The sequence below is a fragment of the Rossellomorea sp. y25 genome (assembly GCF_038049935.1).
Classification (GTDB): domain Bacteria; phylum Bacillota; class Bacilli; order Bacillales; family Bacillaceae_B; genus Rossellomorea.
In genome coordinates this window covers 709,514-733,426 of the sequence record NZ_CP145886.1, presented here as the reverse complement: position 1 = coordinate 733,426, position 23,913 = coordinate 709,514, and the positions used below count along the sequence as shown (strand labels likewise).

The 23,913-nt window shown below is 45.0% G+C and carries 26 protein-coding genes; 9 read left to right on the top strand and 17 right to left on the bottom strand.

What is annotated here, in order from left to right:
* Positions 1 to 64 precede the first annotated feature (64 nt).
* Together AAEM60_RS03725 and AAEM60_RS03720 are read right to left on the bottom strand one after the other, a co-directional pair.
* Positions 65 to 1,060: a HAMP domain-containing sensor histidine kinase gene (locus tag AAEM60_RS03725; protein ID WP_299741866.1), complete on the bottom strand. Its 996-nt coding sequence runs from the start codon at positions 1,058 to 1,060 to the stop codon at positions 65 to 67.
* 1 nt (position 1,061) lies between these two features.
* A complete protein-coding gene (locus AAEM60_RS03720; protein WP_299741864.1) occupies positions 1,062 to 1,748 on the bottom strand; it encodes a response regulator transcription factor in 687 nt (228 codons plus the stop codon).
* Positions 1,749 to 2,088: 340 nt separating this feature from the next.
* Here AAEM60_RS03720 and katG point away from each other — a divergent pair, with 340 nt between their 5' ends.
* Positions 2,089 to 4,305: a catalase/peroxidase HPI gene (gene katG, locus AAEM60_RS03715; RefSeq protein ID WP_341357426.1), complete on the top strand. Its 2,217-nt coding sequence runs from the start codon at positions 2,089 to 2,091 to the stop codon at positions 4,303 to 4,305.
* Between the two features lie 597 nt (positions 4,306 to 4,902).
* Here katG and AAEM60_RS03710 read toward each other — a convergent pair.
* From AAEM60_RS03710 to AAEM60_RS03685, 6 genes are all read right to left on the bottom strand, one after another.
* Positions 4,903 to 5,379 (bottom strand): DMT family transporter, encoded by a 477-nt coding sequence (locus AAEM60_RS03710; RefSeq protein WP_299741861.1) that lies wholly within the window; start codon positions 5,377 to 5,379, stop codon positions 4,903 to 4,905.
* 12 nt (positions 5,380 to 5,391) lie between these two features.
* Complete coding sequence (locus AAEM60_RS03705) at positions 5,392 to 6,087, bottom strand: Crp/Fnr family transcriptional regulator (protein WP_299741859.1); 696 nt, start codon at positions 6,085 to 6,087, stop codon at positions 5,392 to 5,394.
* Between the two features lie 16 nt (positions 6,088 to 6,103).
* Entirely contained in the window at positions 6,104 to 6,529 is a 426-nt protein-coding gene (locus tag AAEM60_RS03700; RefSeq protein ID WP_341357425.1) for a DMT family transporter, read from the bottom strand.
* Positions 6,530 to 6,681: 152 nt separating this feature from the next.
* Complete coding sequence (locus AAEM60_RS03695) at positions 6,682 to 7,638, bottom strand: ABC transporter permease (protein ID WP_341357424.1); 957 nt, start codon at positions 7,636 to 7,638, stop codon at positions 6,682 to 6,684.
* Positions 7,635 to 8,339 carry a hypothetical protein gene (locus AAEM60_RS03690; RefSeq protein WP_341357423.1) on the bottom strand — a complete coding sequence of 235 codons (705 nt, stop codon included), beginning with the start codon at positions 8,337 to 8,339 and terminating at the stop codon, positions 7,635 to 7,637. The genes AAEM60_RS03695 and AAEM60_RS03690 overlap by 4 nt, the downstream gene beginning before the upstream one ends.
* A complete protein-coding gene (locus AAEM60_RS03685; protein WP_341357422.1) occupies positions 8,339 to 9,187 on the bottom strand; it encodes an ABC transporter ATP-binding protein in 849 nt (282 codons plus the stop codon). The genes AAEM60_RS03690 and AAEM60_RS03685 overlap by 1 nt, the downstream gene beginning before the upstream one ends.
* Positions 9,188 to 9,307: 120 nt before the next feature.
* Between AAEM60_RS03685 and AAEM60_RS03680 the strand changes: the two genes are divergently transcribed.
* Positions 9,308 to 9,901, top strand: coding sequence for a TetR/AcrR family transcriptional regulator (locus AAEM60_RS03680; RefSeq protein ID WP_299741850.1), 594 nt, complete (start codon positions 9,308 to 9,310; stop codon positions 9,899 to 9,901).
* Between the two features lie 223 nt (positions 9,902 to 10,124).
* Positions 10,125 to 10,676 (top strand): DUF3231 family protein, encoded by a 552-nt coding sequence (locus tag AAEM60_RS03675; RefSeq protein ID WP_299741848.1) that lies wholly within the window; start codon positions 10,125 to 10,127, stop codon positions 10,674 to 10,676.
* A gap of 99 nt (positions 10,677 to 10,775) precedes the next feature.
* On the opposite strand, the gene AAEM60_RS03670 is transcribed toward AAEM60_RS03675, so the two are convergent.
* Positions 10,776 to 10,907: a hypothetical protein gene (locus tag AAEM60_RS03670; RefSeq protein ID WP_299741846.1), complete on the bottom strand. Its 132-nt coding sequence runs from the start codon at positions 10,905 to 10,907 to the stop codon at positions 10,776 to 10,778.
* Between the two features lie 141 nt (positions 10,908 to 11,048).
* The gene (locus tag AAEM60_RS03665; RefSeq protein WP_299741844.1) at positions 11,049 to 11,387 is read right to left on the bottom strand and encodes a hypothetical protein; all 339 of its coding nucleotides are present in this window, start codon (positions 11,385 to 11,387) and stop codon (positions 11,049 to 11,051) included.
* Positions 11,388 to 11,686: 299 nt separating this feature from the next.
* Between AAEM60_RS03665 and ahpC the strand changes: the two genes are divergently transcribed.
* Together ahpC and ahpF are read left to right on the top strand one after the other, a co-directional pair.
* A complete protein-coding gene (ahpC, locus tag AAEM60_RS03660) occupies positions 11,687 to 12,250 on the top strand; it encodes an alkyl hydroperoxide reductase subunit C (RefSeq protein ID WP_113971351.1) in 564 nt (187 codons plus the stop codon).
* A 12-nt stretch (positions 12,251 to 12,262) separates the two neighbouring features.
* On the top strand, positions 12,263 to 13,789 hold the full coding sequence (gene ahpF / locus AAEM60_RS03655) for an alkyl hydroperoxide reductase subunit F (RefSeq protein WP_341357421.1): 1,527 nt from the start codon (positions 12,263 to 12,265) through the stop codon (positions 13,787 to 13,789).
* Positions 13,790 to 13,838: 49 nt separating this feature from the next.
* Here ahpF and AAEM60_RS03650 read toward each other — a convergent pair whose 3' ends face one another.
* A complete protein-coding gene (locus tag AAEM60_RS03650; protein ID WP_341357420.1) occupies positions 13,839 to 14,267 on the bottom strand; it encodes a GNAT family N-acetyltransferase in 429 nt (142 codons plus the stop codon).
* 298 nt (positions 14,268 to 14,565) lie between these two features.
* Here AAEM60_RS03650 and AAEM60_RS03645 point away from each other — a divergent pair, with 298 nt between their 5' ends.
* Positions 14,566 to 15,114 (top strand): CBO0543 family protein, encoded by a 549-nt coding sequence (locus AAEM60_RS03645; RefSeq protein WP_299741836.1) that lies wholly within the window; start codon positions 14,566 to 14,568, stop codon positions 15,112 to 15,114.
* Positions 15,115 to 15,302: 188 nt separating this feature from the next.
* Here AAEM60_RS03645 and AAEM60_RS03640 read toward each other — a convergent pair whose 3' ends face one another.
* On the bottom strand, positions 15,303 to 15,518 hold the full coding sequence (locus AAEM60_RS03640) for a hypothetical protein (RefSeq protein WP_299741834.1): 216 nt from the start codon (positions 15,516 to 15,518) through the stop codon (positions 15,303 to 15,305).
* 60 nt (positions 15,519 to 15,578) lie between these two features.
* On the opposite strand from AAEM60_RS03640, the gene AAEM60_RS03635 reads away from it, so the two are divergent.
* From AAEM60_RS03635 to AAEM60_RS03625, 3 genes are read left to right on the top strand one after another with little or no spacing between them, the layout of a single operon-like run.
* A complete protein-coding gene (locus tag AAEM60_RS03635) occupies positions 15,579 to 16,985 on the top strand; it encodes a spore germination protein (protein ID WP_341357419.1) in 1,407 nt (468 codons plus the stop codon).
* A gap of 32 nt (positions 16,986 to 17,017) precedes the next feature.
* Positions 17,018 to 18,112: a GerAB/ArcD/ProY family transporter gene (locus tag AAEM60_RS03630; RefSeq protein ID WP_299741830.1), complete on the top strand. Its 1,095-nt coding sequence runs from the start codon at positions 17,018 to 17,020 to the stop codon at positions 18,110 to 18,112.
* Positions 18,109 to 19,203 carry a Ger(x)C family spore germination protein gene (locus tag AAEM60_RS03625; RefSeq protein ID WP_299741828.1) on the top strand — a complete coding sequence of 365 codons (1,095 nt, stop codon included), beginning with the start codon at positions 18,109 to 18,111 and terminating at the stop codon, positions 19,201 to 19,203. Before AAEM60_RS03630 ends, AAEM60_RS03625 begins: the two co-directional genes overlap by 4 nt.
* Before the next feature lie 76 nt (positions 19,204 to 19,279).
* Here AAEM60_RS03625 and AAEM60_RS03620 read toward each other — a convergent pair whose 3' ends face one another.
* The 5 genes from AAEM60_RS03620 to AAEM60_RS03600 form a co-directional block, all read right to left on the bottom strand.
* Positions 19,280 to 19,969, bottom strand: coding sequence for a hypothetical protein (locus tag AAEM60_RS03620; RefSeq protein WP_341357418.1), 690 nt, complete (start codon positions 19,967 to 19,969; stop codon positions 19,280 to 19,282).
* 145 nt (positions 19,970 to 20,114) lie between these two features.
* Positions 20,115 to 21,143, bottom strand: a complete 1,029-nt coding sequence (locus AAEM60_RS03615; protein ID WP_341357417.1) for a DUF4030 domain-containing protein — start codon at positions 21,141 to 21,143, stop codon at positions 20,115 to 20,117.
* Positions 21,143 to 21,652 carry a sigma-70 family RNA polymerase sigma factor gene (locus AAEM60_RS03610; protein WP_341357968.1) on the bottom strand — a complete coding sequence of 170 codons (510 nt, stop codon included), beginning with the start codon at positions 21,650 to 21,652 and terminating at the stop codon, positions 21,143 to 21,145. The genes AAEM60_RS03615 and AAEM60_RS03610 overlap by 1 nt, the downstream gene beginning before the upstream one ends.
* A gap of 459 nt (positions 21,653 to 22,111) precedes the next feature.
* Positions 22,112 to 22,510, bottom strand: coding sequence for a flavoprotein (locus tag AAEM60_RS03605; protein WP_341357416.1), 399 nt, complete (start codon positions 22,508 to 22,510; stop codon positions 22,112 to 22,114).
* A 259-nt stretch (positions 22,511 to 22,769) separates the two neighbouring features.
* Entirely contained in the window at positions 22,770 to 23,783 is a 1,014-nt protein-coding gene (locus AAEM60_RS03600) for a cyanophycinase (protein ID WP_299741818.1), read from the bottom strand.
* Between the last annotated feature and the right edge of the window lie 130 nt (positions 23,784 to 23,913).

Here is a 23,913-nt window from a genome sequence, read left to right as displayed (position 1 = left end):
AGTGACTATGAAAGTGACAATTTATTCACTTTAGTGGGTACGGGGAGCAAGAATAAACACCTTCCTATTTATAAAATTTAATCGAAAACACGGTCCCATTTCCTTTTTCACTTCGGACCTCAAGATCCCCCTGCTGACTGGTGATGATGCTGTAAGCCATCGCCAGACCGATTCCGACACTGTCGTCACTTGCATTCTTGCCCTTGTAAAAACGCCTGAATATGTATGGGAGATCTTCTTTTGGAATCCCGTCTCCATTATCGGAAATGGTGATTTCAGTGTAGAGTGGATTCTCCGAAAACGAAATGGAGATCACCCCTCCTTCTCCCGTGTGCTCCACAGCATTTTTCAGGATATTGATGAGGGCCTCGGCCGTCCAGCGAAGATCACCGATGAACGTGACCGATTCGTCCCCGTTCACGTTCAATGTCTGCTCTTTAATTTCCATTGGAATCAAGACAGGCTGCACCGCCCTCTGAATCAGGTCCCGGACGGCCACCGTGTCTTTCTTAAAGGCGATGGTCCCTGCATCGATCTTGGATAATGTCAAAAGGGAAGAGACAAGCCATTCGATCCTCTCCAACTGCACCCGGATATGATGAGTGAATTCGGCACGTTTGGATTCCTCCAATGTGCTATCACTTAAGAGATCGGCCATCACCATCATCGAAGTCAAAGGTGTCTTCAACTGATGCGAGATGTCAGAAAGGGCATTGGTCAAGGTGAGTTTGTCCTTCTCTAAAAATGAACGATGCTCAGACAGCATCAAGGTCACCTTATAGATGTCATTCTTTAATATGCTGAGCTCCCCTTCTTGGTTATCCCGGACATCGAGGCTGTCATCCCCGCTGCTGATTTTTCTCAAATAACCCGACAGCTTTTCAATTTCACCGTATCGCCACCTTGTAAAGAAAAAGTTGCATCCTGCGAGCAAGCCGGATGTGACCAGCACAAACCATGCAACCCGAATCGAAAACAGAAAACCTGCCAATACGAATGCCGCAAGACTGATGGATAATAGGCTGATGAAAAACCATTGAACTTCCCGATTCCGCCACATATTAATCCCCCGCCTTATATCCCATACCGCGAACGGTCTTGATGATCGTTGGCCGCTGCGGATGGTCCTCTAACTTCTCGCGCAGCCTCTTGATATAAACAGTCAACGTGTTATCGTTGACAAAATCACCGGCCACGTCCCATATCCGATCGAGGAGCTGGGCCCTCGTCAGAACCTGTCCGACGTGATTGGCAAAGATAAGGAGAAGCCGGTATTCCAAAGCGGTCAATACTACCTCGTCACCATTTTTATACACTTTGCCCTCTAACGTGTTAATCCGGATATCCTCAATATCCATCCACACATTTGCCTGTGCCGGTTGCTTATGATATCGACGGAGCACCGACCGGATACGGGATAGCAGCTCACGGACCCGGAACGGTTTCGTAATATAATCGTCCGCTCCCATATCCAGCCCCATTACGACGTTCACTTCGTCATCCAGCGCTGTCAAAAAGATCACCGGCTTATCGTCCCGCTTCTTCACCATCTCACACAAATCATAGCCGCTCCCATCAGGAAGCGACAAATCAAACAAACATAAATCGATTTCTTCTAACCGACCATGAATCATCGCTTTGGCAGACTCCGCATCATAACAAAGAATCGTCTCATATTCCTCCTGACGCAGCGAATACTCCAACCCTGCCGCAATCGTCCGATCATCTTCTACCAACAACACTTTCATATACATACACCCTAACCGTCAGTCATTTTATCAACATATTTTATCATGGAAGTAGAATCAATGGACAGGTTCCGACCAGCCGTCCCTTCACCTAAGAAGACATATTCGAAATCTGTTTCATTCATGTTATTCCCCCTCGACTTACTCTTATTCTATAAGAAGCCTCCTACTTGATACATTTTCCATAAAAATCCGTCGATTGAACACTTCTCACTTTGAATCAGACTCATCGTCCACTATAATACAAGTAAGAATTATCATAATAATCTAACTCTTCACCTCTAGCAAATGGTAATGGTTTATTCGACCAAGTGTCCCATATCTGAAAGGAGAATTGTAAATGGAAAACCAAAATCGCCCAGATCAAAAGGATCACTCAGCAGCTGCAGGTCAGTGCCCTGTCACTCACCACAAGGATAGTGCCATCACGACGACCACGGCTCCAGGAGGTACGACGAATAAAGACTGGTGGCCGAACATGTTGAACCTGAACATCCTTCGCCAGCATGACACGAAATCAAACCCAATGGGGGAAAACTTCAATTATAAAGAAGAATTCTCGAAGCTTGATTACGATGCCCTGAAGCAGGATCTTCACAATCTGATGACAGACAGCCAGGACTGGTGGCCTGCTGACTACGGTCACTACGGTCCATTCTTCATCCGGATGTCTTGGCACGCAGCAGGTACATACCGTGAAACGGACGGACGCGGAGGCGGCTCATCAGGTTCACAACGCTTTGCCCCCCTGAACAGCTGGCCGGATAACGTCAATCTTGATAAAGCCCGCCGCCTGTTGTGGCCGATTAAACAAAAGTATGGGAATAAGATTTCCTGGGCTGACCTGCTTGTGTTAACAGGTAACGTTGCTCTTGAATCCATGGGATTGAAGACATTCGGATTTGGTGCAGGACGTGAGGACATTTGGCATCCTGAGGAAGATGTATATTGGGGAAATGAGAAAGAATGGCTTGCGGACAACCGCTACTCAGGGGACCGTGAGCTTGAAAATCCACTCGCTGCCGTCCAGATGGGTCTCATCTATGTTAATCCGGAAGGCCCGAATGGTGAGCCGGATCCACTTGGAAGTGCCCGTGATATCCGTGATACATTCGGACGCATGGGGATGAACGATTATGAAACCGTGGCCCTTATTGCAGGCGGTCACACATTCGGAAAAGCTCATGGAGCCGGCGACGCTTCTCTTGTCGGTGACGATCCGGAAGCTGCGGACATTGAAAATCAAGGGTTCGGCTGGATCAGTTCATACGGTAGCGGTAAAGGCCGTGACACGATTTCAAGCGGTGTCGATGGTGCCTGGACGACGAATCCGACGAAATGGGATAACGGCTACTTCGACCTTCTATTCGGGTATGAGTGGGAGAAAACGAAGAGTGCGGCAGGCGCTTCCCAATGGGCACCGGTCGGCATGACGGAAGAACATATGGCACCTGATGCCGAAGATCCGTCGATCAAAGTGAAGACGATGATGACGACCGCTGATATGGCGCTGCGTATGGATCCTGATTATGAAAAGATTTCCCGTCGTTTCCACGAGAATCCGGAAGAGTTTGCCGATGCCTTCTCCCGTGCCTGGTTCAAGCTTCTTCACCGCGACATGGGGCCGAAAGCAAGATACTGGGGTCCAGAGGTTCCTGATGAAGAATTGATCTGGCAAGATCCGGTTCCTGCGGTGGATTATGATTTATCCGATTCTGAAGTAGCTTCGTTGAAAGAAAAGATTCTGGAAACAGGTCTAACCGTGAGCGAGCTCGTGAAAACAGCTTGGGCATCCGCAAGCACGTACCGCGGTTCTGATATGCGCGGTGGTGCGAACGGTGCACGCATCCGTCTCGCACCGCAGAAGGACTGGGAAGTGAACGAACCACAGCAGCTTGAGAAAGTCCTGGGTGTCTATGAGGGCCTTCAGAGCAAGCTTGATAAGAAAGTCAGCTTGGCTGATTTGATCGTGTTAGGCGGAAACACAGGGGTTGAAAAAGCCGCCCGTGACGCCGGTTTCGAAGTAACGGTTCCATTTTCACCTGGTCGCGGCGATGCAACAGCCGATCAAACTGATGCTGAAAACTTCGGTGTACTGGAGCCGGTTTCAGACGGATTCCGCAACTACCAGAAGCAGGAATACGCTGTCAGCCCGGAAGAAATGCTTGTGGATAAAGCACAATTGTTAGGACTGACTGCACCGGAAATGACCGTCCTTCTTGGTGGTATGCGTGCTCTCGGCGCCAACCACGGTGATTCGAAACACGGCGTATTCACAGATCGCGTCGGTACGCTGAACAACGACTTCTTCGTGAATTTGCTCGATATGAACATCGAGTGGAAACCGGCAGGCTTCAATCAGTATGAGGGCCGTGACCGCAAGACGGGTGAGGTGGTTCGTACGGCATCACGCTTTGACCTGGTGTTCGGTTCGAACTCTGTCCTTCGTGCTCTAGCAGAAGTGTATGCGCAGGATGACAATAAAGAGAAATTTGTCCGTGACTTTGTTGCCGCTTGGGGGAAAGTGATGGATGCAGATCGGTTTGATTTGAAATAAACGAAACACGCCTCTTCCATGTTGGGAAGAGGCGTGTTTTCTGTTCAATAATCTTTTCCTCTTACTTTCGAAATCCCTGTTTGGGTTTATACAATCGGTTTTTGAAGCAGCAAGTCTGGGCTTTGTGTGCCATTGATGAACACATCATATATTCGGACTGCTTTTGGACGAAAAATGACGTTAGATTGTCTATTTTTAAGCTGAAGTAGGATTCTGGACATGGTCTGAGGGGCCGGATATGGGTGGAAATCCTGGTGAGCAATCCCTTCTCGGAGTAATCGATCCGGATTGGATTATTTTCAATCCTCATTTCAGATTATTAATCCTGATTGGGATTTATTAATCCAAATATTTATTTATTAATCCTCTATCTACAATTGATCCTAGTTGTCGAATTTTCTTTAGGTGGGCATACATATCTACACGGAAGGCAGCTTTACCCTCTTCAGGATTTGGACCGGTTTTTGAAAAGGCGTATCTATCGGGTTCAGGTTTATGTTCAACAGAACCTCCATGTCATCGCTTATTAGAGCGCAACAAAAAGACGGTTTTATGCTACATAAGCAGTAAAACCGTCCCCGTTGCCTACTATAAAAATCATGCTCCAATTTTCTCACCTACAACATCTTCTCCTACTTCCGTCCGCTTCTCCAACTTATAAACCAACACTCCGCCAATCAACAATCCGATCCCAAGAATCTTCTCCCAGGAAAGGGCAGAAGGTTCAAAACCGAACCATCCACCTGTATTGACGACAAATGCAATGGTGATTTGAGAAATAAGTGCGATCGAGATCGCATACGCCGGGCCGATCAGCGTGACTCCCCTCATCAGGAAGAATACGATGCCGACACCGAATACGCCGCTGAACAGAAAGACGGGATCGACCCCGCTGAAGTCGAGCAGACTTTTGTCTTCCATTGTATAGAAGACCGGCAGTGAACAGACGAGACCAAGGCCGAGTACCAAACTCGTCGTTGCCCATGGGCCTGTTTTTTCACTGACCCGTGCGTTGAATACATTTTGCAAACTGATTAAGATTCCTGCCATGATGGCGAGTGCAATTCCGATCATATGAGACCCTCCTTATTCATAGATGTTTCCTTTCGCAAGGATGCTGAGTTTATCAAGATCTTTGATGGTGATGGAACCGTTGACCCGTTCAATGAGATCATCCGTTGCCATCTTCTTCAGTACCCGGTTCAGGTGGCGGTAGCTGGTTCCGATCCATTCAGCGAGCTCCATGAGATTGGACGTATGCATTTCCTGATGGAACATGGTCCCTTCTCCTGCTTCTGATATGGATAGTAAATAGCTCGCCAGGCGCACTTCGACGGGATACAGCATGTGCATGCTCGTGATATGTGATTCCGTGTAGAACTTGTGGGCCACTGTATCAAATAAAAATCGCATAATGGCGGGATTCTCTTTCTCAAGCCTTGAAAGATCGGTGAAAGGCACGGATAAGAACACTCCGTCCGTCACGGCTTCCACTGAATTGAGCACCGCCGTACCTTTCGCATACTCCACATCCCCGATCAGGGCAAGGGGACGCTTGAACCGGTTGATCAACAGTTTTCCTTCCGGTGTATGGGTGAAGATCTTGATTTTCCCCTCCATGAGGAAGTACAATTCGTCGAGTTCTTCCCCTGTGGAAAAAAGATTGTCCCCTTTTTCAAAGTGATACACCTTGATATGCTTTCTGAAATCCGCCGGGAATAACTCCTCCAGCTCGAATTGATTTATATAATGATGGGGGGAACCCCCTTGTATTTCTCTCATCGTAAAACTCCTTCTTCTACAATTGGAAAAGGACGACCCCTGCAAGCATCATCGAGAGGCCAATTGCCTGCCTCGGCGTAACCGGGATCTTCTTCTCCCCGAACCATCCACGTGACTCGATGAGAAATGCTGTCCCGATCTGTGCCACGAGAAGGATCGCAATCGCCGATGCCGGGCCGATCATGTGGATCGCCGTCAGTTCCGAGAAAACCACGGTCACACCGAACGATCCTCCGATCAAGTACAGGAACGGCACCTGCCTGAAGCTCTTTCCTTTGCCATCTCTTACTTTCATATAGATCGTCATCGCAATCACAAAGGCCACAAGGTGAACCATCGAAGTCGTATGCCACCCGCCGATCGCGTCACTCATCCTTGCATTGAATATCCCCTGCATGGTGATGCAAAGTCCACCAAGCAGCGCAAATAAAGCACCTTTCATCGTTCATCCTCCTATTCTTTGTTCTATTAAATAGGAGGACCGATTTTTGTGAAAGGACATATGTCCTAAGGGTTGCCGATTCCGTGATCAGGTAAACCCCAAAAGGCAGGTACCAAGAGCACCGGGTCGCTCAGTACCTGCCTTATTATACTCTAGGCATTATGGTGCTTCTTCACCCCATAAGGCGTGCGGTGCCAATTCAGGGCAATTAAAGTTAGGGCAGTAAGGGAAACAATAAAGCTCAGGTACACGTACATCGGGTTCAACTGATTTGTATAGAGACCGTGAATCAATCTTAAAAGCCAATAGAACGGATCCGCCATGGCCACGCTATGCATGATGCCTCCCAGGAAAAAGCCCAATCCGGGAATGGCCATTAAGAAGACGAGTGTCACCGGCTTTAAGATCGCCAGTGCCTGGGTTTCGGTTGAGGCATAAAACGCCATGGCCATACCAAGCACGGTTCCAAGGAGGATTCCAATCACGATGATCAACAATACTGGACCCAATTGAAACGGGACATTTAATATGAAACTGCAAATGGCAAAGTCCATCACAGTGATCAAAGAGGCGATTACCACCTTGGAAAGGATCGGAATGACCGGGTGGACCGGCTGCACATGTTGAAGCTCCGTCGTCTTGTTTTTCCTCTCTTCCACTAAGCTGAAAAGAATGATGATTCCAAAAAAGAGGAAGGCCCCGTATAAATTGAACGCATACACCTTTTCAAATAAATCCTTGCTCAGTGTGGCGGTATTGATAGGCTCTCCTTTTAGCATCTGTTCTGCTTTTTTCATCGCCTCTTTCGGCTCCCGGCCATCGGTCACCAATTCCCCATCTGAAATACCAATCTTGGCATCGAGATCATACACCATCTTTTTCATTTCATCTTTGGAATCTGCGACCAGGACCTTCACTTCAGCAGGCAGATCATGCTCGAGCTGCTCCCCGTTCATTACCACCATTTTCGGAGTATCCGAATACGTATCGGTGATCCCTGAAGCTCCGAATGCTGTGAAGATGGGAAAGAGAATGATGAGCCAGATCAGAATATTCCGTCTGGCCAGGGTAAAATCTTTTTGGATAAACATGGATAATCCCCTCTTCATAATCGAAACCCCCTGTCAAACGTAACCTTTTTAAAAATAAAAAGACTGACCGCATAGAATACTACTGCAAGAACCGTCAGGCCAACATACGATTCCATTCCCGGTCCATCTGCCAGATAGAGGTTGTAGTATGCCTGAATGAAGGGTTCAAACGGGTTAAATGGTACAGGCTGGATGTTCCATAATGGGAAGACGAGCCGGACCATGACGGCAAAGATAAATCCGGTGACTACACTCCCGGCAAGCATCACAACACTTTGTTTCTTCACGATCATCGCAAGGAGAACACCACTCGCGATCATAAAGAGCGAAAGAATGAAGGTCACATATAAAAACTGCAGGACAAATCCGATCTGGAGAGCTGCAGGAATCACAGCGAGAAAGGCCGCGACCAGAATGATGATAAGCAACAGAATATGTTTACTCATAAAGTACTGGACAATATTCCGGCTTGTTCTCATGACCTGTATCATGTTTGTCTCCATGTCCTCTGAAATCTGCATGGCCGCCATCCAAAATAAGAGGTCGATGAGAATCACAATATAAAAGATCGTTAAAATCGGCAGCCATCGGGCTACCCAGTCAACATCCTGAAATCCATATGACAGAATATTGATCCCGATCGACATGATAAGGATATAACCAAAGATCAGTGCAACCACATTGTTTCGGATCAGCTTCAGGTACTCCATTTTCAGCATTATGCTCCCCCCTTCAGTCCCCGGCCCACTACCTTGATGAAAATCTCTTCCAGGCTTGCTTCCTGGGAATGGATACTCTCGAATTCTTTGCTTCCAATCATGGCAAGAAGGGATGTCAGATCACCATCTTGCGTAAAGGTATGCTTCTTCCCGCTCTGTTCGATTGTGACGGTTTTTTCACCGAATCGCTTCTTATAGCTTTCAGGCGTATCAAGCTCTACAATCTTTCCGTTATTGAAAAAAGCGATGCGATCACAAAGCTTTTCCGCTTCATTCATGTCATGTGTGGTAAGGAACATGGTCGTACCCTTTTGGTTCATTTTGCGTATGACTTCCCTGACATAGGCCGCGATTTCCGGGTCCATTCCCGACGTCGGCTCATCCATGAAAAGCACTTCCGGATTGGTGACAAGGGCCCTGGCGAGAACAAGCCTGGTTTTCATCCCTTTGGAATACTCCCCTGCCTTCTTATCCTTCGATTTGTAAAGATCCATCTTTTTCAGGATGTCATTCACCTCTGCCTCTCCCGTCCCAAACAACTTTGAGTGAAAAATAAGGTTCTCATAGCCGGTAAGGGTAGGGTATAAGACATCATTTTCAAAGGCAATCCCGATTTTTTTATAAAACGAATGATTCGCTTTTGACATATCCTGCCCGAGTATAAAAACCTTTCCCGGTGGCGGGGCAATCAGTTTGGTCAACAGTCTGATCGTCGTTGACTTCCCGGCTCCACTCGGACCCAAAAAGCCGAACACTTCCCCTTTCTCCACTTGAAACGTTAACTGGTCCACCGCGTTTGACTTCCCATCATATGAATAGGTCAATCCTTTGGCTTCTATTGCAATCATGTCATCCACTCCTAATTTTGAAACATTTTTATATTTTTGTTTCATTTGGTACAAAAATGATTATAATAATATTTTGAAACAAAATCAACGTTTTGTTATAATTTTTTCTGAGGTGAAGCAATGGACGGATTTAAAGCACGTACAGATAAAAAAAGAGAACTGATTATCCAATCAGCTCTCGTCTTATTTAAATCATTCTCCCCAAGCAAGGTTTCTATTCGGGAAATTGCTGGACAGGCAAAGGTCTCGGTGGTGACCATTTACAACTACTTCGGGAATAAAGAAGGGTTGATGCTTGAAGTGGTTCGATTGGTCTTATCCAATCAGTTACATGTGGCAGAAGAAATCACCCAGTCGGATGATTCTACAGAAGAGAAGATAGCCGGACTTATATTCACCAAAAATGAGTTATTAAGTCAATTCCATCCCGATTTCATTTCCTTCATCATGAATGATCCTCAAATGAAGGAACTGATCGAACAGGAATTCATCACCAGGACGTATGAATTGATTACCGCGTTCATCAATGATGCAAAATCAGAAGGAACAATCTCCAATGAGGTCCCCAATGATATCATCATGAAAATCATCGAGTTGTATCGAAAGGATGTTTCCTCCGAACAAAGCATCCTTTTCAGTGATCCGAAGGACGTGAAAAAACATGACGTCATCCTGAGGATCCTGATGTATGGAATCTCCGGATACAGAGAATAGGTAGGTGGTTAAGGGGAATAGATAAAAGCTTAGAGCCGGTCTCTAAGCTTTTTGCTTTGGCCCCACCGAGTCATTTACTTACAACTCCATCGCCAGGAATCTTTCGTACTATCCCAGAAGAAAAGAATTAACCAACAGGTCCCTCCCATTTCCTTAAGTGAAGAACAACAGATTAAAAGGATGGAAATTGGCAACAATGGTACTAAAAAAAGGATGACCCTACATGCAGAATATCTTTGAAACCGCTTTCGATTACCTGCGAACCACTTTTGATACAGAACCCAAGACGCCTCCACATATCGGTGAAGCAATGGGATGTTGGCTGTATTTCACTGCCCTGGCAGAAGAAATACCGGTCCTCGAGGCTGCATTAAATACAACGACAGACAACGAATTAATTCAACTTATTAACAAATCAAAGAAGCTTGGGGAACACCAATTGAACGCCCTACAACAATTTATGGTAGATGAAGGCATCCCCCTATCTCAAACGTCAGAACCAAGGCCAAAATCCGATCCCAACAGTATTCCCTTAGGGGCCAAAATGACAGATGAGGAAATTGCTAACTTCATCTCCATTAAGGTTGCCACAAATATTGTGATGTGTGCCACAAACACAAGCCAAAGCATTCGCAATGATATTGGACTCATGTGGTCACGATTCCAGGCAGAAAAAATGGTGTTCGGTTTTGAACTGAAAACGGCTATGCGCAAAAGAGGGTGGATAAAGGTACCACCGTACTATTATCCTCCAGGGGCACCTAAAAACAGGTAAACGCTCAAATGAAAATAAGCTGAAGCTCCTCTTTCTGATCTTCAGCTTTTTCAAGTTATTCTCCGATAAAAGCAAATAGCCTGGACAGCCCACACTCTCTTACTTTTTCAAGATCCAAAATAGGAGGAGACCTACCCCCACTATCAAAACCCCAATATGTAAAAACCAATAATCAATAAATAATTCCCATTGAAGGAGCTGGATTTCTTTGAGCCTTTGAAAATAATCCATTTGACCATCCTCCCTTTCATATGACTCCATTTTGGTTTTCTTACATACGTGAGAGCCCGGAAAAGGTTTTACTTTATTGTTGGTTTATGTTTGGGAAAGCCCAGGCAACAGGGTGGATAAGGAATCGCTCCAGAATATAACTTATCCTTGTCTGCTGACTCTTTCAGCTTCCTTCCTCTTCCGGATCAATGCCCCCCACCAAACGACCACATATATATAACCGAACAGAAGATATAATGCCCACAACTCCCCTTTGCCAAGGTGACTCAGCCATTGCTCCCATTCATTTTGATTCTGCTCTCGATAAATTCCATTAACAAAGCCGACAACCGGAATGGAAAGAGTGACAAAGATGGTGATCATTGCCCTCCATATGTCCCGTTGGTTTTGAATTGAGAAGAAAACAGATGCAATCGTTAATAGAATGAGTGAGTAATAGAGTAGCCAAAACCATTGAGGCAAAGTTTGTGTAGAATACATGAATTGAACCTCCTTTGCTTTATGTTGGAATAAAACGATGATATATAAACCTCACACTTTCTCCGTCCCCTATTATAAATGTCGACACCGCGTAGATATGGACGGGAAGAATCGTGAACATCGCAAACAGGTTAAGTATCGTTTCTTCCTCTATATTTTTCCTTTCTATCATTCTATCAGAACCTGAATCTTTTCCCTTGACATTAGAACGTATATATATAATAATAAATATCGAATTAGAATTATTATAATCTATTAATGATTCTCAATCACACAAACCACTAGGAGGAATTTACACTATGTCATTAATCGGTTCACAAGTCGTACCATTTAAAGCAGAAGCATTCAAAGACGGTGAGTTCATCACTGTGACAGACGAAAGCCTGAAAGGCCAATGGAGCATTTTCTGCTTCTACCCTGCAGACTTCACATTTGTATGCCCGACAGAACTTGAAGACCTTCAAAATAACTATGAAACTCTTAAAGAGCTTGGCGTAGAAGTGTACTCAGTTTCTACGGACACTCATTTCACACATAAAGGCTGGCACGACAGCTCTGAAAAAATCGGTAAAATCAAATACGCGATGATCGGTGACCCGTCACAACGCATCACTCGCGGTTTCGATGTATTGAATGAAGAAGATGGTCTTGCTGACCGCGGAACTTTCATCATCGATCCGGATGGTATCATCCAGGCAGTTGAAATCAACGCTGGCGGAATCGGCCGTGACGCAGATATCTTAGTAAGCAAAATCAAGGCGGCACAATATGTGCGTAACAACCCAGGCGAAGTTTGCCCGGCGAAATGGCAGGAAGGTTCTGAAACACTTAAGCCAAGCCTTGACTTAGTTGGTAAATTATAAGGAGTGCTACGCATGCTCGAAGCAGATATTAAAGCACAATTAGAACAGTACCTGCAGATGATGGAAGGCGACATCGTCCTGAAAGTCAGTGCAGGGGAAGATGACACTTCAAAGGAAATGCTGGCTCTTGTTGAAGAGCTAGCTTCCATGTCATCCCGCATCAGTGTTGAAAAAGCAGAGTTGACAAGAACACCAAGCTTCAGCGTGAATCGTCCTGGTGAGGAGACCGGTATCATTTTTGCCGGGATTCCTCTTGGGCATGAATTTACATCCTTGGTCCTTGCCCTTCTTCAAGTGAGCGGCAGAGCGCCGAAAGTGGATCAGAGCGTCATTGACCAGATCAAGAGTGTCAAAGGCGAACACCACTTCGAGACGTATGTAAGTCTTAGCTGTCACAACTGCCCGGACGTGGTGCAGGCGCTGAACATCATGAGTGTCCTGAACCCGAATATCACGCACACGATGATTGACGGAGCTGCCTTCAAGGAAGAAGTGGAACGCAAGAACGTCATGGCCGTTCCTGCTGTCTACCTGAATGCGGAATTCTTCAACGGCGGACGTACGACTTTGGAAGAAATTCTATCTAAAATCGTAGAAGGTCCAAGTGCGGATGAGCTATCGGATAAAGATCCTTATGACGTCCTTGTCGTCGGTGGAGGACCTGCAGGAGCAAGTGCCGCGATCTATGCTGCACGTAAAGGAATCCGTACTGGAATCGTTGCGGAACGCTTCGGCGGTCAAGTCCTTGATACGATGAGCATCGAGAACTTCATCAGTGTGAAGCACACGGAAGGTCCCAAGCTTGTCGCAAGCCTTGAAGAGCATGTGAAAGACTACGGCATCGATGTCATGAACCTTCAGCGCGCAAGCCGTCTTGAGAAAAAAGACCTTGTGGAGCTTGAGCTTGAAAACGGTGCGGTCCTGAAGAGTAAGAGTCTGATCATCTCGACAGGTGCACGCTGGCGCAACATCGGCGTTCCTGGTGAAGAGGAGTTCAAGAACAAGGGAGTGGCGTACTGCCCACACTGTGATGGACCACTGTTCGAAGGGAAAGATGTCGCTGTCATCGGCGGAGGAAACTCCGGTATCGAAGCAGCCATCGACCTTGCAGGAATCGTCAAGCACGTTACGGTTCTTGAATTCAACTCAGAACTAAAAGCCGACGACGTACTGCAGAAACGTCTTTACAGCCTGCCGAACGTGACAGTGATCACGAACGCACAAACTCAGGAGATTACCGGTACAGATAAAGTGAATGGAATCACTTATAAAGACCGTGAAACTCTTGAAGAGAAGCACGTCGAACTACAAGGTGTATTCGTCCAAATCGGTCTTGTGCCAAACACAGACTGGCTCGGCGACCTTGTAGAACGCACGAAATTCGGTGAAATCATCGTGGACAAACACGGTGCCACCAACGTCCCTGGCGTATATGCAGCAGGAGACTGTACAGACAGCCCATACAACCAAATCATCATCTCCATGGGATCAGGCGCAAACGCCGCACTTGGCGCATTCGACTACCTGATACGGAATTAAGATGGTTTAGAGGTCCGTCCCTCGTTTTGAGGGACGGACCTTTATATATTCAGGACAACTTCTTTCGAAACGAATAACACCATTTCTCATATCCCAGCTTATCTTCATAGAATTTATGGGCATCACGTCTTTCAAGTCCGGACTCCAGGGCTACATATTCCACCCCGATCTCTTCAGCCAATCGATGGACGTACTCCAACAACTGCTTTCCATATCCCTTGGAGCGATGGTTGGACGACGTGATCAAATCATAGATGTACATATGATGTTTGTTGTAAAAATTGACCCGTTCCCCAATACCGGCGAGAGACACGATCTCATCGTCCTCATATAAAGCGAACAAGCGATATCCCTCTTTCCTCATATCCTCAACCAATGCCATATATGTCTTTTCCGACAAATCGGTACGTAACTCGTTCATCACCGGATAGGCTTGAATCATCTCATTCCGGGTTTGAAGTTCTTTAATGGTTGCCATTTCTCATCCCTCTTTACGTATAATCAATATTGAATCATAATGCCAGCATGTACCTTCTTCCTACACAATTACTTTTCACTAAATTTTAACATATCCTCCTCCAGAGGGACGGACCTCTTTTAACAGATTTTTCTCATTTGTACACCCTCCATAACCATTTCGAGGTCCGTCCCTCTTCCATCCTGAATGCATAAATTACCCTTTTTCTCTCATACTACAGGATAACGTGATTTCCAGTTTTACTGGTGTTTTGGACTTTCGTTAGTGAGATGTTGTATAGGCGGAGGTGGAGGGAAAGATGAGCACGGAGCAAAAGGTCCAACAAATTTATGAAGCTATGCATCAAACCTACATAGAGAAGTTCGAATTATGGCAAGAGGAAATTGTGTTCAGCTGGCAATGGTGGGTCGGGGTCCTCCTGACGATCATTCCTTGGCTCTTATGGGCCAAATACCGTCCAAAGGAAAGTACCCACCGATTATTATACATCGCCTTTTTCGTCATGTTCATCGCGATTTGGCTGGACAGCATAGGAGTTCAATTGGGCTTATGGCATTACAATTATGAAGTCCTCCCCTTCTCCCCTTCTTATAAACCGTGGGATATTACCTTGATTCCTGTATTAACGATTGTTTTTATTCAAGTCAAACCACATGCCCATTTCTTTATAAAAGGAATACTATATGGTTTCTTGATTTCCTTTGTAGCAGAGCCGATATTTGTGTGGAGTGAATTTGTGGTGTATACAGGATGGAAATACATCTATTCATTCCCGATTTATACAGCTATGTATTTCGCCTCTCATTATTTAAGTACAAGAAATCACTTTAGACCCATCCAAAAATAATCGTTTCCATGGGAATATCACTGATGGATTTTAAAAAGGTCAGAAAGCGCTCAGGGAATCAATCTTTCTGACCTTTATAATGACACAATACCATGATACATTTACCCTAGTTTTTCTCCCAGCTTCCCTGAAACTCTTCTATATAACGTTCCAATCGAATGGGATCCGAATTGGTTATTTTCTTGAATTCATGTGTGACTCCTCCCGCCACCCCTAACTTGGTTGGAAAAATGAATCCCGATGACCACATTTACGAAATCCACTTTCCCACCTTTTTTCACCATATAAGATGTAAATTCCTTCACTGAAGGATTCGGGTATTGGATCTCATCCCCTAGTATCGTAGACATCATTTCGGCTACCTCGTAGATCCCTCCACGAAATCCTCCCTTACTTCCAAACATAAAATATCCCATTTCAGGCAAAATAATAGCAACCATCTAAAGACGGCAGGTGAATCACAAATGAGTCCTTCTAAAAATATCGTCGACAGAATCGAACAAAATATAGAGGAGATTCATTCCGCCCTCTATCATACGAAAGATTTGAAGATAAGGGATCTCATTTTTCTGGACAAACCATGCAAACTACTCTACATCGATTCCCTGGTGGATAAAAAGTTGATCGAACAAAACATTATTGAACCTTTTCTTGAAACCAAAGGAAATGCCACCCCTGAAACCGTAATCAAGAACGCCGAATATAGTAGATCGACTGATCTGGAAGTGGCAGTGACCGGTCTCCTTGAGGGGAGCTGTGCCCTGTTAGAAGAAGGTGTAGCTTCCGTTCTCCTCATGCCCGTTGCGGCCGGCGATGATAAGTCCATCCAGGAACCTGAAAATGAACACATCATCAAGGGATCACATGATGGCTTCACGGAGAATATGAACAAAAACCTCTTCTTGATCAGGCGAAGAGTGAAAAATCCATCTTTGCAAATGAAGAATTATACTCTGGGGTCTAAAACACAAACCAAAGTATCGGTCGTCTATTTGGAGGAATTGGTGGATCATGGACCATTAGACATTCTTATTGAGAGGATCGAGGCGGTAGAGGTGGAGGAGCTCCAATCTGCAGGGGAGCTGGAAGAATTGATTGAAGATAATAGTTATTCTGTCTTTCCCCAACTATTAGCAACGGAAAGACCCGACCGGGCGGCGTCTTATTTACTGGAAGGAAAATCACTTGTGATCGTGGATGGAAATCCTCATGTGCTTGTTTCACCGATCACCTTTTTCAGCTTTTATCAATCTCCGGATGACTATAACAGCAGATGGATCATTGGATCTTTTTTCCGTCTCATCCGGATTTTCAGCTTTTTAATGGCGATCTGCTTACCAGCTGTCTACATTGCCATCGTGTCTTTCCACTCAGAAATTCTGCCTCTTGGGATTCTGTACGCCATACGTGTTCAGATCGAATACATCCCGCTCCCGCCATTTTTCGAAGCAATCGCCATGCAGGTAGTATTGGAGCTTTTGAAAGAGGCGGCGATCCGCCTCCCTTCCCCCATTGCTCAAACGGTTGGGATCGTAGGCGGTTTGGTCATCGGGACGGCGATTGTAGAGGCTGGCTTTATATCCAACACGATGATCGTCGTTGTCGCCCTGACGGCGATTGCATCGTTTGTTGCACCTGTCAACCAAATGGGGACGGGTGCAAGGATCATGGCGTTTCCAATCATGCTTGCGGCTAATTTCTTTGGGTTTTTAGGAATCGTCCTTTCCCTTGCTGTACTATTGATACATTTATGCCGTCTGGAATCGTTCGGTAAGCCATATTTGGAATCGATCGCACCATTTTACTTCCATCAACTGAAAGATACCTTTATTAAAACGAAGAAAAGAAATCACCCTATGAAACAAACGTAGCTCACCTTCAGAAAGGGGGGAGGGAATCTCTCATGGCCAAGACAAATTTCCTGACGAACCGGCATATCTTTTTTTTGATGTCCCAGACCCAAATCGGTTTCGGGATTTTATCCCTTCCCAATACGTTGCAAACCACCAGTAAAGGTGACGGCTGGATTTCAGTCATTATCGCCGGAGTGATGATTCAGCTTGTCCTCATCATGTTCTGGCTGTTATTAAAAAGGTTCCCACGTTTGACCTATCCTGAAATCACACAATTTGTGCTGGGAAAACAAGTAGGAACATTTGTGAACCTGATTATTTACATGTATTTCATCTGGGCGGCTACGTTCGTTTTACTGCAGTTCACATCCATTATTGAAGAGCATCTGCTCATGAGTACCCCCTATTGGGTCATAGGATTATTAATGATTCTGACTTGTACATATGCAGCCATCAGTGATATCCGGATCATCGCCAGATTTTTTGGTCTGATTTCCATTCTATTTCTTTTCTTATTCGGGATTTCTTTTTTTTCCTTTCTTCTTCCGATGGAACTGCATCGTATCCTCCCATTCGGAAGCAGCGGCCTAAAGAACATTACCTTAGGCAGCCGTGATTCTATGTTAACGTTGTTGGGATTTGAAGTGATTCTCTTTTTATACCCATTAGCAGAGAAAAAAGGAACCGATTTCCTCAAGGTCATTACGTGGGCGAACGTCTTTGTCACAGGGCTGACGGCTTACTTTGTACTAATATGCATACTGATATTCAGTGAAGCCTTTTTAGAAGAAATCAACTATCCTGTCATCTATTTTCTGCGACCCCTTCATTTTCAAATGATCGACCGGCTCGATCTACTGTTTATATCCATCTGGATCGTTCCACTGGCCGCTTCGATCATCATATTTATTTATTTGGCAAGTAAAAGCCTGCGACTATTTACTCACAACCAAACGAAACGGGTGCTTATGAATAGCCTGGCCGTATTCCTCCTTTTTATAGTGGCGCCGAAAGATCTTGAATCCAAGCAGCTCTATACTATTTGGATCGAATATATGAGCTACCTGGTCTTAGTCGCCATTCCGTTCATGCTACTACTATGTTCACGATTCTTACACAAACATAGAAAGGTGGATTCCCGTTGAGAAAATTACCATTCCTATTCTGTTCGTTGCTCCTTTTGACCGGGTGCTGGGATCAAAGGCAGTTAAAAGACAGCCGGCTGGTCAACGGAATCAGTTTTGACACGACGGAAGATCCAGATAAGATCCTCGGAACAGCCCGGGCCATTAATATCCGAAGTTCCGGTGGGGGAAAGTTCGAGGTAATGGATGAATTCTATGAAGCCGAAGAGGAAACGGTTTCCGAGCTTGAGATCAATCTCCAGAATAAAGTATCCGGTCAGATGGATGTGGAAAAGGCCTTCATCATCATTGTAGGGGAGGACCTTGCAAAGTCTAGGGGCATCGCTCCCCTTTTAGAGCCGATCTTCAGATCCGTCAAAGGATATATCGCTTCATCCATCGTCATTAGTGAAGGGAAAGGAAATGACATTCTCACTTTAAACAGACAAGACAGTCCGATTGTGTTCGAGGTGAATGACTTGCTTATAGGTGGGGTGGAAGAAGCCTATATCCCTGATGAAACGACATTTACTGTCTGGAATCACCACACGGCCAAAGAGAAGGACATGATCCTCCCATTTATTAAAAAAGACAAGGAAGATAAGCTTAAACTGGCCGGATCTGCTTTATTCAACGACGATAAGTTTACCGGGCACACCCTCACCACCAGCCAAACCTCCCTGCTGATCATGATGATGAATCAGCTGAAAAAACGGGGGAAATTAATTATACAATCAAATGAATTCAGCCAGCCCCTGACGCTGGCCATCCATAAAGCCACAACAAAAATGGACGTCAAAAAAGCGAAAGGACAAGTCACCTGTACGATCAATACGGACTTGAAAGCACGGGTTTTAAGTTATTATGAGGAGACCACTCCAAAAGACATTAAAAGCTTAAATAAAATCGCTTCAAAAGAACTCACTAAAAAAGCCCGGGAACTCACCGATCTATTACTTGAAGCCAATAGTGACGCGCTGGGAGTCGGGAAGAAATTATCGGTCACCTATCATGATTCATGGAAGCCCGATACGTGGAAGGAAGACTATCAAGAAGTCAAGTTTATCCCAAAGGTCAACGTTGAAATCGTCGGAACGAACAATCTGAAGTAAAATCATAAAAAACCGGCCGATTCTTACCGGCCGGCTTCTTTTATCCTCTTAAATGGTCTTTCTCCTGCATAAAGGGTTATTTGGGTCTCATCGGTAAAACATCTACAAATAAGAATCGATCCCGCTCTGTTTGAACATCCGGCGTCACCCTTTCCTCCCCCAACTCATACTCGATCGGAAACCCGAAGTTCGGACCGTCGAACACAAACGTATGAAACTCCCCTTTCTCACCGCACACGTCACGACTTTCAGGGTAATCTCTTAGGAAATCCCGATCGTATACTCTCCCTGCAAAAGATCGATGCAACTGTTCCAGATCAATACATGTGAGCACGGTTTTGAATCCAAGCTCGATAAATTCACGACTCAACTCCCCCACTGGTCGCCCCCAAAGCGGAAAAACCGGAGTGATCCCCGTCCCTGAAAGCATCTCCTCACGATACGCCCGCACATCCTCCAGGTGGATATCCCCGAAGACCATGTGAGTGACTCCATCACCCAACATGTCAGATACCGCTCCCTCCATCCGTTCCTGATACACCTCATTCGGACACTCCTGCGGGATCCAGACTTCCCGAAGCGGAATCCCCAACGACTCAGATTGCTGCTTCAACATCCCATACCGGACCCCATGAATCGAAACCCGATCGAATCCTTCCGTCAGCGTCACGAGCAGTGAGTCCACCTCGTATTCCGGATTTTGTTGTATGTTATATAATGCCATGGTGGAATCCTTTCCACCGCTGAATGCTATGACTGTTTTCATTTGGACCTCCATTTGTCGGATTCTTCCCACTATCTCTATCATAATAATGAGTTTTCTCAATATTCATTATTCCAAACCTGAACAAGGAACTCAAACATCTTTTCACAAGAAAGAGGCTTAGATAAGCCTCTTAAATTTATTTACTTCAGTTGATTACCTTATCGTCCTTACTATAGATCGTGATATGGTAGGAATCACCCTTGATCCTTTCTTTCATATGGTCGGATTTCAGAAATTCATCAATGACTCTTTCAAGCTGCCTGGCAAAATCCTTGGCATCTTCGTCCTTACTTGATAAAGTGATATGTGCTTGAATCTCCGGCTCCGGATGCACGGAATACCCGACCATCCTCACTTTGTAATCTTTCTTTCCTAATAGGTCATCACTGACGGTTTGCAGGATCTCCATCCACCTTCTATCTTGTTCTCTCTTCTTCATGTTGATCTTTTTGATCTCAACTGGAATAGGGAGTATATTATTTTCGCTCATGATCTCCCTCACTACTTCTTTGATTTCATCACTCGTGGCTTCGGTAGTATTGGGGATTTCCAGCTGAATGCTCTCTGGTCTCGCCAAGTGTGCCAGCTGCAATACTTCTACGTTTCGCTTCCCAAGCTCTTCCCTGACACGACTGTCAATCAACTGGAAGTCTTCACTTCTCTGCTGTGTTTCCTTATCTTTCTGCGGAACCTTTGGCTCTTTATATCTACTCACTTTAACTGTATAGGCATCATAGTTTCTCGATTTCAGAAAATCCACGGCCACTTTTTCAACCTCTGCTTTGACACGATTAAAATAGTCTTGATCGCCTTCAATTCCGATTCGGATCACTTTCTCCGGAAATGATACACCGAGGCCGTTAACAGGATATCCTTTTTCTCTTAGTTCATCTGACATGTCCATTACGACATCACCCTTGGATTCGAAAATGCTCCCCAGGTACGGAATCTTGGATACCACATTGGCCATGGCGGGCGATACCAGAGCCGAACCGATTAATAATCCAAATAAAAGGATGGCGGCACTGCTATAATACATCCACTTCCTTCCGCGGCCTCCCCGATCCTTCTTCCCTCTCTCAATGGCCATTTGAATCGTATGGTTCAATTTGTCTTCAGGGATTTGAATGCTGTCCATCTCGTCTTTAATGTTATTGCCTAAATGATCCTTCATCAGATACACCCCTCCCTTAAATCCGATTTCAAGAGATTAATGGCTCTATGCAATCGCGTCTTGATCGTTCCTTCAGGGCAATGGAGCATTTCAGCGATTTGCTTTATGGTAAGATCTTGATAATATCTAAGAATAATGACCGTTTTATATGAAACATCCAGCCGTTCAATCGCCCCTGCTAAATCCATTTTTTCTTCAATTCCAAGATTCTGCTCTTTAGAAAGTATATCTACTTCATTCGTCAGGATGATACGTTCATTCTTTTTAATAAAATCCAATGCTGTATTGATTAAAATCCTTGATAACCAAGTTGAAAAATACTGAGGATTTTTCAGGGCATTAATGGATATAAAAGCTTTATAAATAGCATCCTGTACAATATCAAGAGCATCATTTTCATTTTTCACATACATATAGGCCATTCGATAAAGCTTGTTTTTTTCCTGATGAATCAACTCTTGAAAGGCCTTCTCATCTCCCCTTTTCGCTTTCTTGACCTTTTTCTCCATCAACTTCAACTGCACTCACCCGCTTTCTACCCGTTAGACTAGTGAACAGACCAAAACGTTTCACACTATGTCAAAAAAAGAATCTATCTACACTTAGATGAACTCTAACGTCTTCATGTAATCGGATGTAATCCCATGTTATGTACTCTTTTTCGGCTATGCCTACGTTAAAGTTACTATTTCCTGCGTTTTTCGAGTGAAAATGGTCACTCACGCGAAAAATCGTCTCATCCGAGCACACCAGAGCAGCTCATATAAAGAAATTGCTCTATCATTTCGATGTGTGACAAGCCTTTACATCCATTTATCGGCGAAAATCAGATTTTAACGGCGAAATTCTCAATATAACGGCGAAATATTAATTTTATCGGCGAAATTCTCCATTTAACGGCGAATTGCCTCCACCACAATCAGGGACGTACCTCGATTCTCCAGGAGAACGTACTCTTTGCGGTCGTTTTAGAGGTACGTCCCTCGCACAACCCCCGTCTCAATATAACTCCTCACTATCTTCCAATTGTCCCCCTTTTTAAACGTGTCAAAGAACAAGTGACACGTTTCCATTGCTTCCCCATTCAGCACAATCGTTGCAGACAGAATCGCCATCACTTCATCTTCCTTCATAGGAATGATCGACACCTCATGGATCTCCCACTCTGCGTGCTGCTTTTTCACAAAATCAAACCCCTGCTTCCATCCCTCAATCGATTCCTCATAACCAAAATCAACGATTTCTCCATCCCTGATTTCCCTGGCTCGATAATCAGTCGAAATGAATTTCTCAAACTCTCTGATAGATGGATTCTTCCAAGCTTCTAAAAATACATCAAGAAACGGCTTGAATGTTTTGTCGTTCATAGAAACCTCCTAAAGTATGTTACTACCAATTATTTCAAAAGTCGGCCATGTACTCAATCACTAATTCTTATTAAAAAGAAGCTCATCATATCTGACAGGAAACTCTCCTTCTTTTTAAGTGAAGGCTGATTCCACATGTTATAGAAAATATCCACTGAGCCTCCGGAAATCAGGTAAAGGTTTCACTCAAAAAAAAGGCACCAAATCAACAAGATTCAGCACCCTTCTTATTATTCACAAGCCCTCGTCAAGCCCCATACTAATTCCCATAAACCGAACCACTCGACGAACTCAGAACCCCATTGACCGCTTCCAACTGATAAGAAAAACCAGTATGACTCGCCCAATTCGTCATATCGATCGTATCGCCATTTTCCAGTTTAATGACATCAACATTGCTGATGGAAAGAGGCGATACATTGGCAGGCTGTGAAGAAGCCTTGGCAAGATAAACCGATTGATCGGTCCCTCCCGGCTGCACGACCACCCTGGCCGATCCATCGGCTTCGATCAATAGAGAGGTTTGCTCATTCACCGCTATCCCCTTTGCCTCTGTTGTCCATCCATCTAATAGATTTCGGGATAAGAACCCGACGAATCGACCCATCCGGTCCCGCTGCTCGAAGTGGCTGTCCGTAATGGTATTATCCAGGTAACGGTTCTGAAGGAAGTCCCTTGAAAAAGTCATATAGCGATTGTATGGATCAGCCAATGCTTCATCTGAATACACGGTCCCATTTGCAGCATCGTAGACAAAGTCTCCTTGAATGGCTAGTCCCGCAGAGGTACCTCCAATCGGGATCCCTTTCTGAATCTGAGCGTTCAGTGCATCTTCAAGAGGAGTTCCTTTAATATAATCCACGTAAAGGAACTGATCTCCCCCAGCAAAGAAAATCGCTTCTGCGTTCTTCACCTTATCCAGCACGAAATTTTCATACGCGGCATTCCGATTTTGCAACAGGATCGTTTCAACCGAGTTCAGTGGCGATTGATTGTCAGCCGCTAAATCGTACAGGTACTGATTGTACCCGTCACTGCCTGATGTTCTAAGTACAACGAAGTCTCCTCCATTCGCTTTCTCCGCCATCCACCTCATCGCTTCATCCACATCAGTCGAGCCACCCATCAGATTCACACCATATGAAGTGGCAGTCGTGACATCCCCTTCACTTCCATAGGAATAATAGGTATAGTTCCTTTTTGCAGCACCCGCGGAAGTAACGGTACCTCCCCATAAAGCTGCGACAACCAATAAAGCAATCAGTCTTTTCACACACTCGTCCTCCTTTTTTTAAGATCACTCTATCTATTGCAAGTTCTATGCCAATTATGAAAGCGCTTTATTTACTGAATAATGTAAAAATTTAAACAATAATTGGTTTTTATTGGGTCCTATTATTTCG

What these genes read in the sequence shown, in the direction of transcription:
- AAEM60_RS03620 (WP_341357418.1), bottom strand. Translation starts at nt 19,969, where the DNA reads ATGAAAACAGTCATAGCATTCAGCGGTGGAAAGGATTCCACCATGGCA.
- AAEM60_RS03630 (WP_299741830.1), top strand. Translation starts at nt 17,018, where the DNA reads ATGGCCAAGACAAATTTCCTGACGAACCGGCATATCTTTTTTTTGATG.
- AAEM60_RS03675 (WP_299741848.1), top strand. Translation starts at nt 10,125, where the DNA reads ATGCAGAATATCTTTGAAACCGCTTTCGATTACCTGCGAACCACTTTT.
- AAEM60_RS03695 (WP_341357424.1), bottom strand. Translation starts at nt 7,638, where the DNA reads ATGAAGAGGGGATTATCCATGTTTATCCAAAAAGATTTTACCCTGGCC.
- AAEM60_RS03685 (WP_341357422.1), bottom strand. Translation starts at nt 9,187, where the DNA reads ATGATTGCAATAGAAGCCAAAGGATTGACCTATTCATATGATGGGAAG.
- AAEM60_RS03610 (WP_341357968.1), bottom strand. Translation starts at nt 21,652, where the DNA reads ATGGAGAAAAAGGTCAAGAAAGCGAAAAGGGGAGATGAGAAGGCCTTT.
- katG (WP_341357426.1), top strand. Translation starts at nt 2,089, where the DNA reads ATGGAAAACCAAAATCGCCCAGATCAAAAGGATCACTCAGCAGCTGCA.
- AAEM60_RS03615 (WP_341357417.1), bottom strand. Translation starts at nt 21,143, where the DNA reads ATGAAGGATCATTTAGGCAATAACATTAAAGACGAGATGGACAGCATT.
- AAEM60_RS03710 (WP_299741861.1), bottom strand. Translation starts at nt 5,379, where the DNA reads ATGATCGGAATTGCACTCGCCATCATGGCAGGAATCTTAATCAGTTTG.
- AAEM60_RS03720 (WP_299741864.1), bottom strand. Translation starts at nt 1,748, where the DNA reads ATGAAAGTGTTGTTGGTAGAAGATGATCGGACGATTGCGGCAGGGTTG.
- AAEM60_RS03670 (WP_299741846.1), bottom strand. Translation starts at nt 10,907, where the DNA reads ATGGATTATTTTCAAAGGCTCAAAGAAATCCAGCTCCTTCAATGGGAA.
- AAEM60_RS03640 (WP_299741834.1), bottom strand. Translation starts at nt 15,518, where the DNA reads ATGTTTGGAAGTAAGGGAGGATTTCGTGGAGGGATCTACGAGGTAGCC.
- AAEM60_RS03705 (WP_299741859.1), bottom strand. Translation starts at nt 6,087, where the DNA reads ATGAGAGAAATACAAGGGGGTTCCCCCCATCATTATATAAATCAATTC.
- AAEM60_RS03690 (WP_341357423.1), bottom strand. Translation starts at nt 8,339, where the DNA reads ATGCTGAAAATGGAGTACCTGAAGCTGATCCGAAACAATGTGGTTGCA.
- AAEM60_RS03605 (WP_341357416.1), bottom strand. Translation starts at nt 22,510, where the DNA reads ATGAACGACAAAACATTCAAGCCGTTTCTTGATGTATTTTTAGAAGCT.
- AAEM60_RS03665 (WP_299741844.1), bottom strand. Translation starts at nt 11,387, where the DNA reads ATGTATTCTACACAAACTTTGCCTCAATGGTTTTGGCTACTCTATTAC.
- AAEM60_RS03725 (WP_299741866.1), bottom strand. Translation starts at nt 1,060, where the DNA reads ATGTGGCGGAATCGGGAAGTTCAATGGTTTTTCATCAGCCTATTATCC.
- AAEM60_RS03635 (WP_341357419.1), top strand. Translation starts at nt 15,579, where the DNA reads ATGAGTCCTTCTAAAAATATCGTCGACAGAATCGAACAAAATATAGAG.
- AAEM60_RS03700 (WP_341357425.1), bottom strand. Translation starts at nt 6,529, where the DNA reads ATGAAAGGTGCTTTATTTGCGCTGCTTGGTGGACTTTGCATCACCATG.
- AAEM60_RS03645 (WP_299741836.1), top strand. Translation starts at nt 14,566, where the DNA reads ATGAGCACGGAGCAAAAGGTCCAACAAATTTATGAAGCTATGCATCAA.
- AAEM60_RS03650 (WP_341357420.1), bottom strand. Translation starts at nt 14,267, where the DNA reads ATGGCAACCATTAAAGAACTTCAAACCCGGAATGAGATGATTCAAGCC.
- ahpC (WP_113971351.1), top strand. Translation starts at nt 11,687, where the DNA reads ATGTCATTAATCGGTTCACAAGTCGTACCATTTAAAGCAGAAGCATTC.
- AAEM60_RS03680 (WP_299741850.1), top strand. Translation starts at nt 9,308, where the DNA reads ATGGACGGATTTAAAGCACGTACAGATAAAAAAAGAGAACTGATTATC.
- ahpF (WP_341357421.1), top strand. Translation starts at nt 12,263, where the DNA reads ATGCTCGAAGCAGATATTAAAGCACAATTAGAACAGTACCTGCAGATG.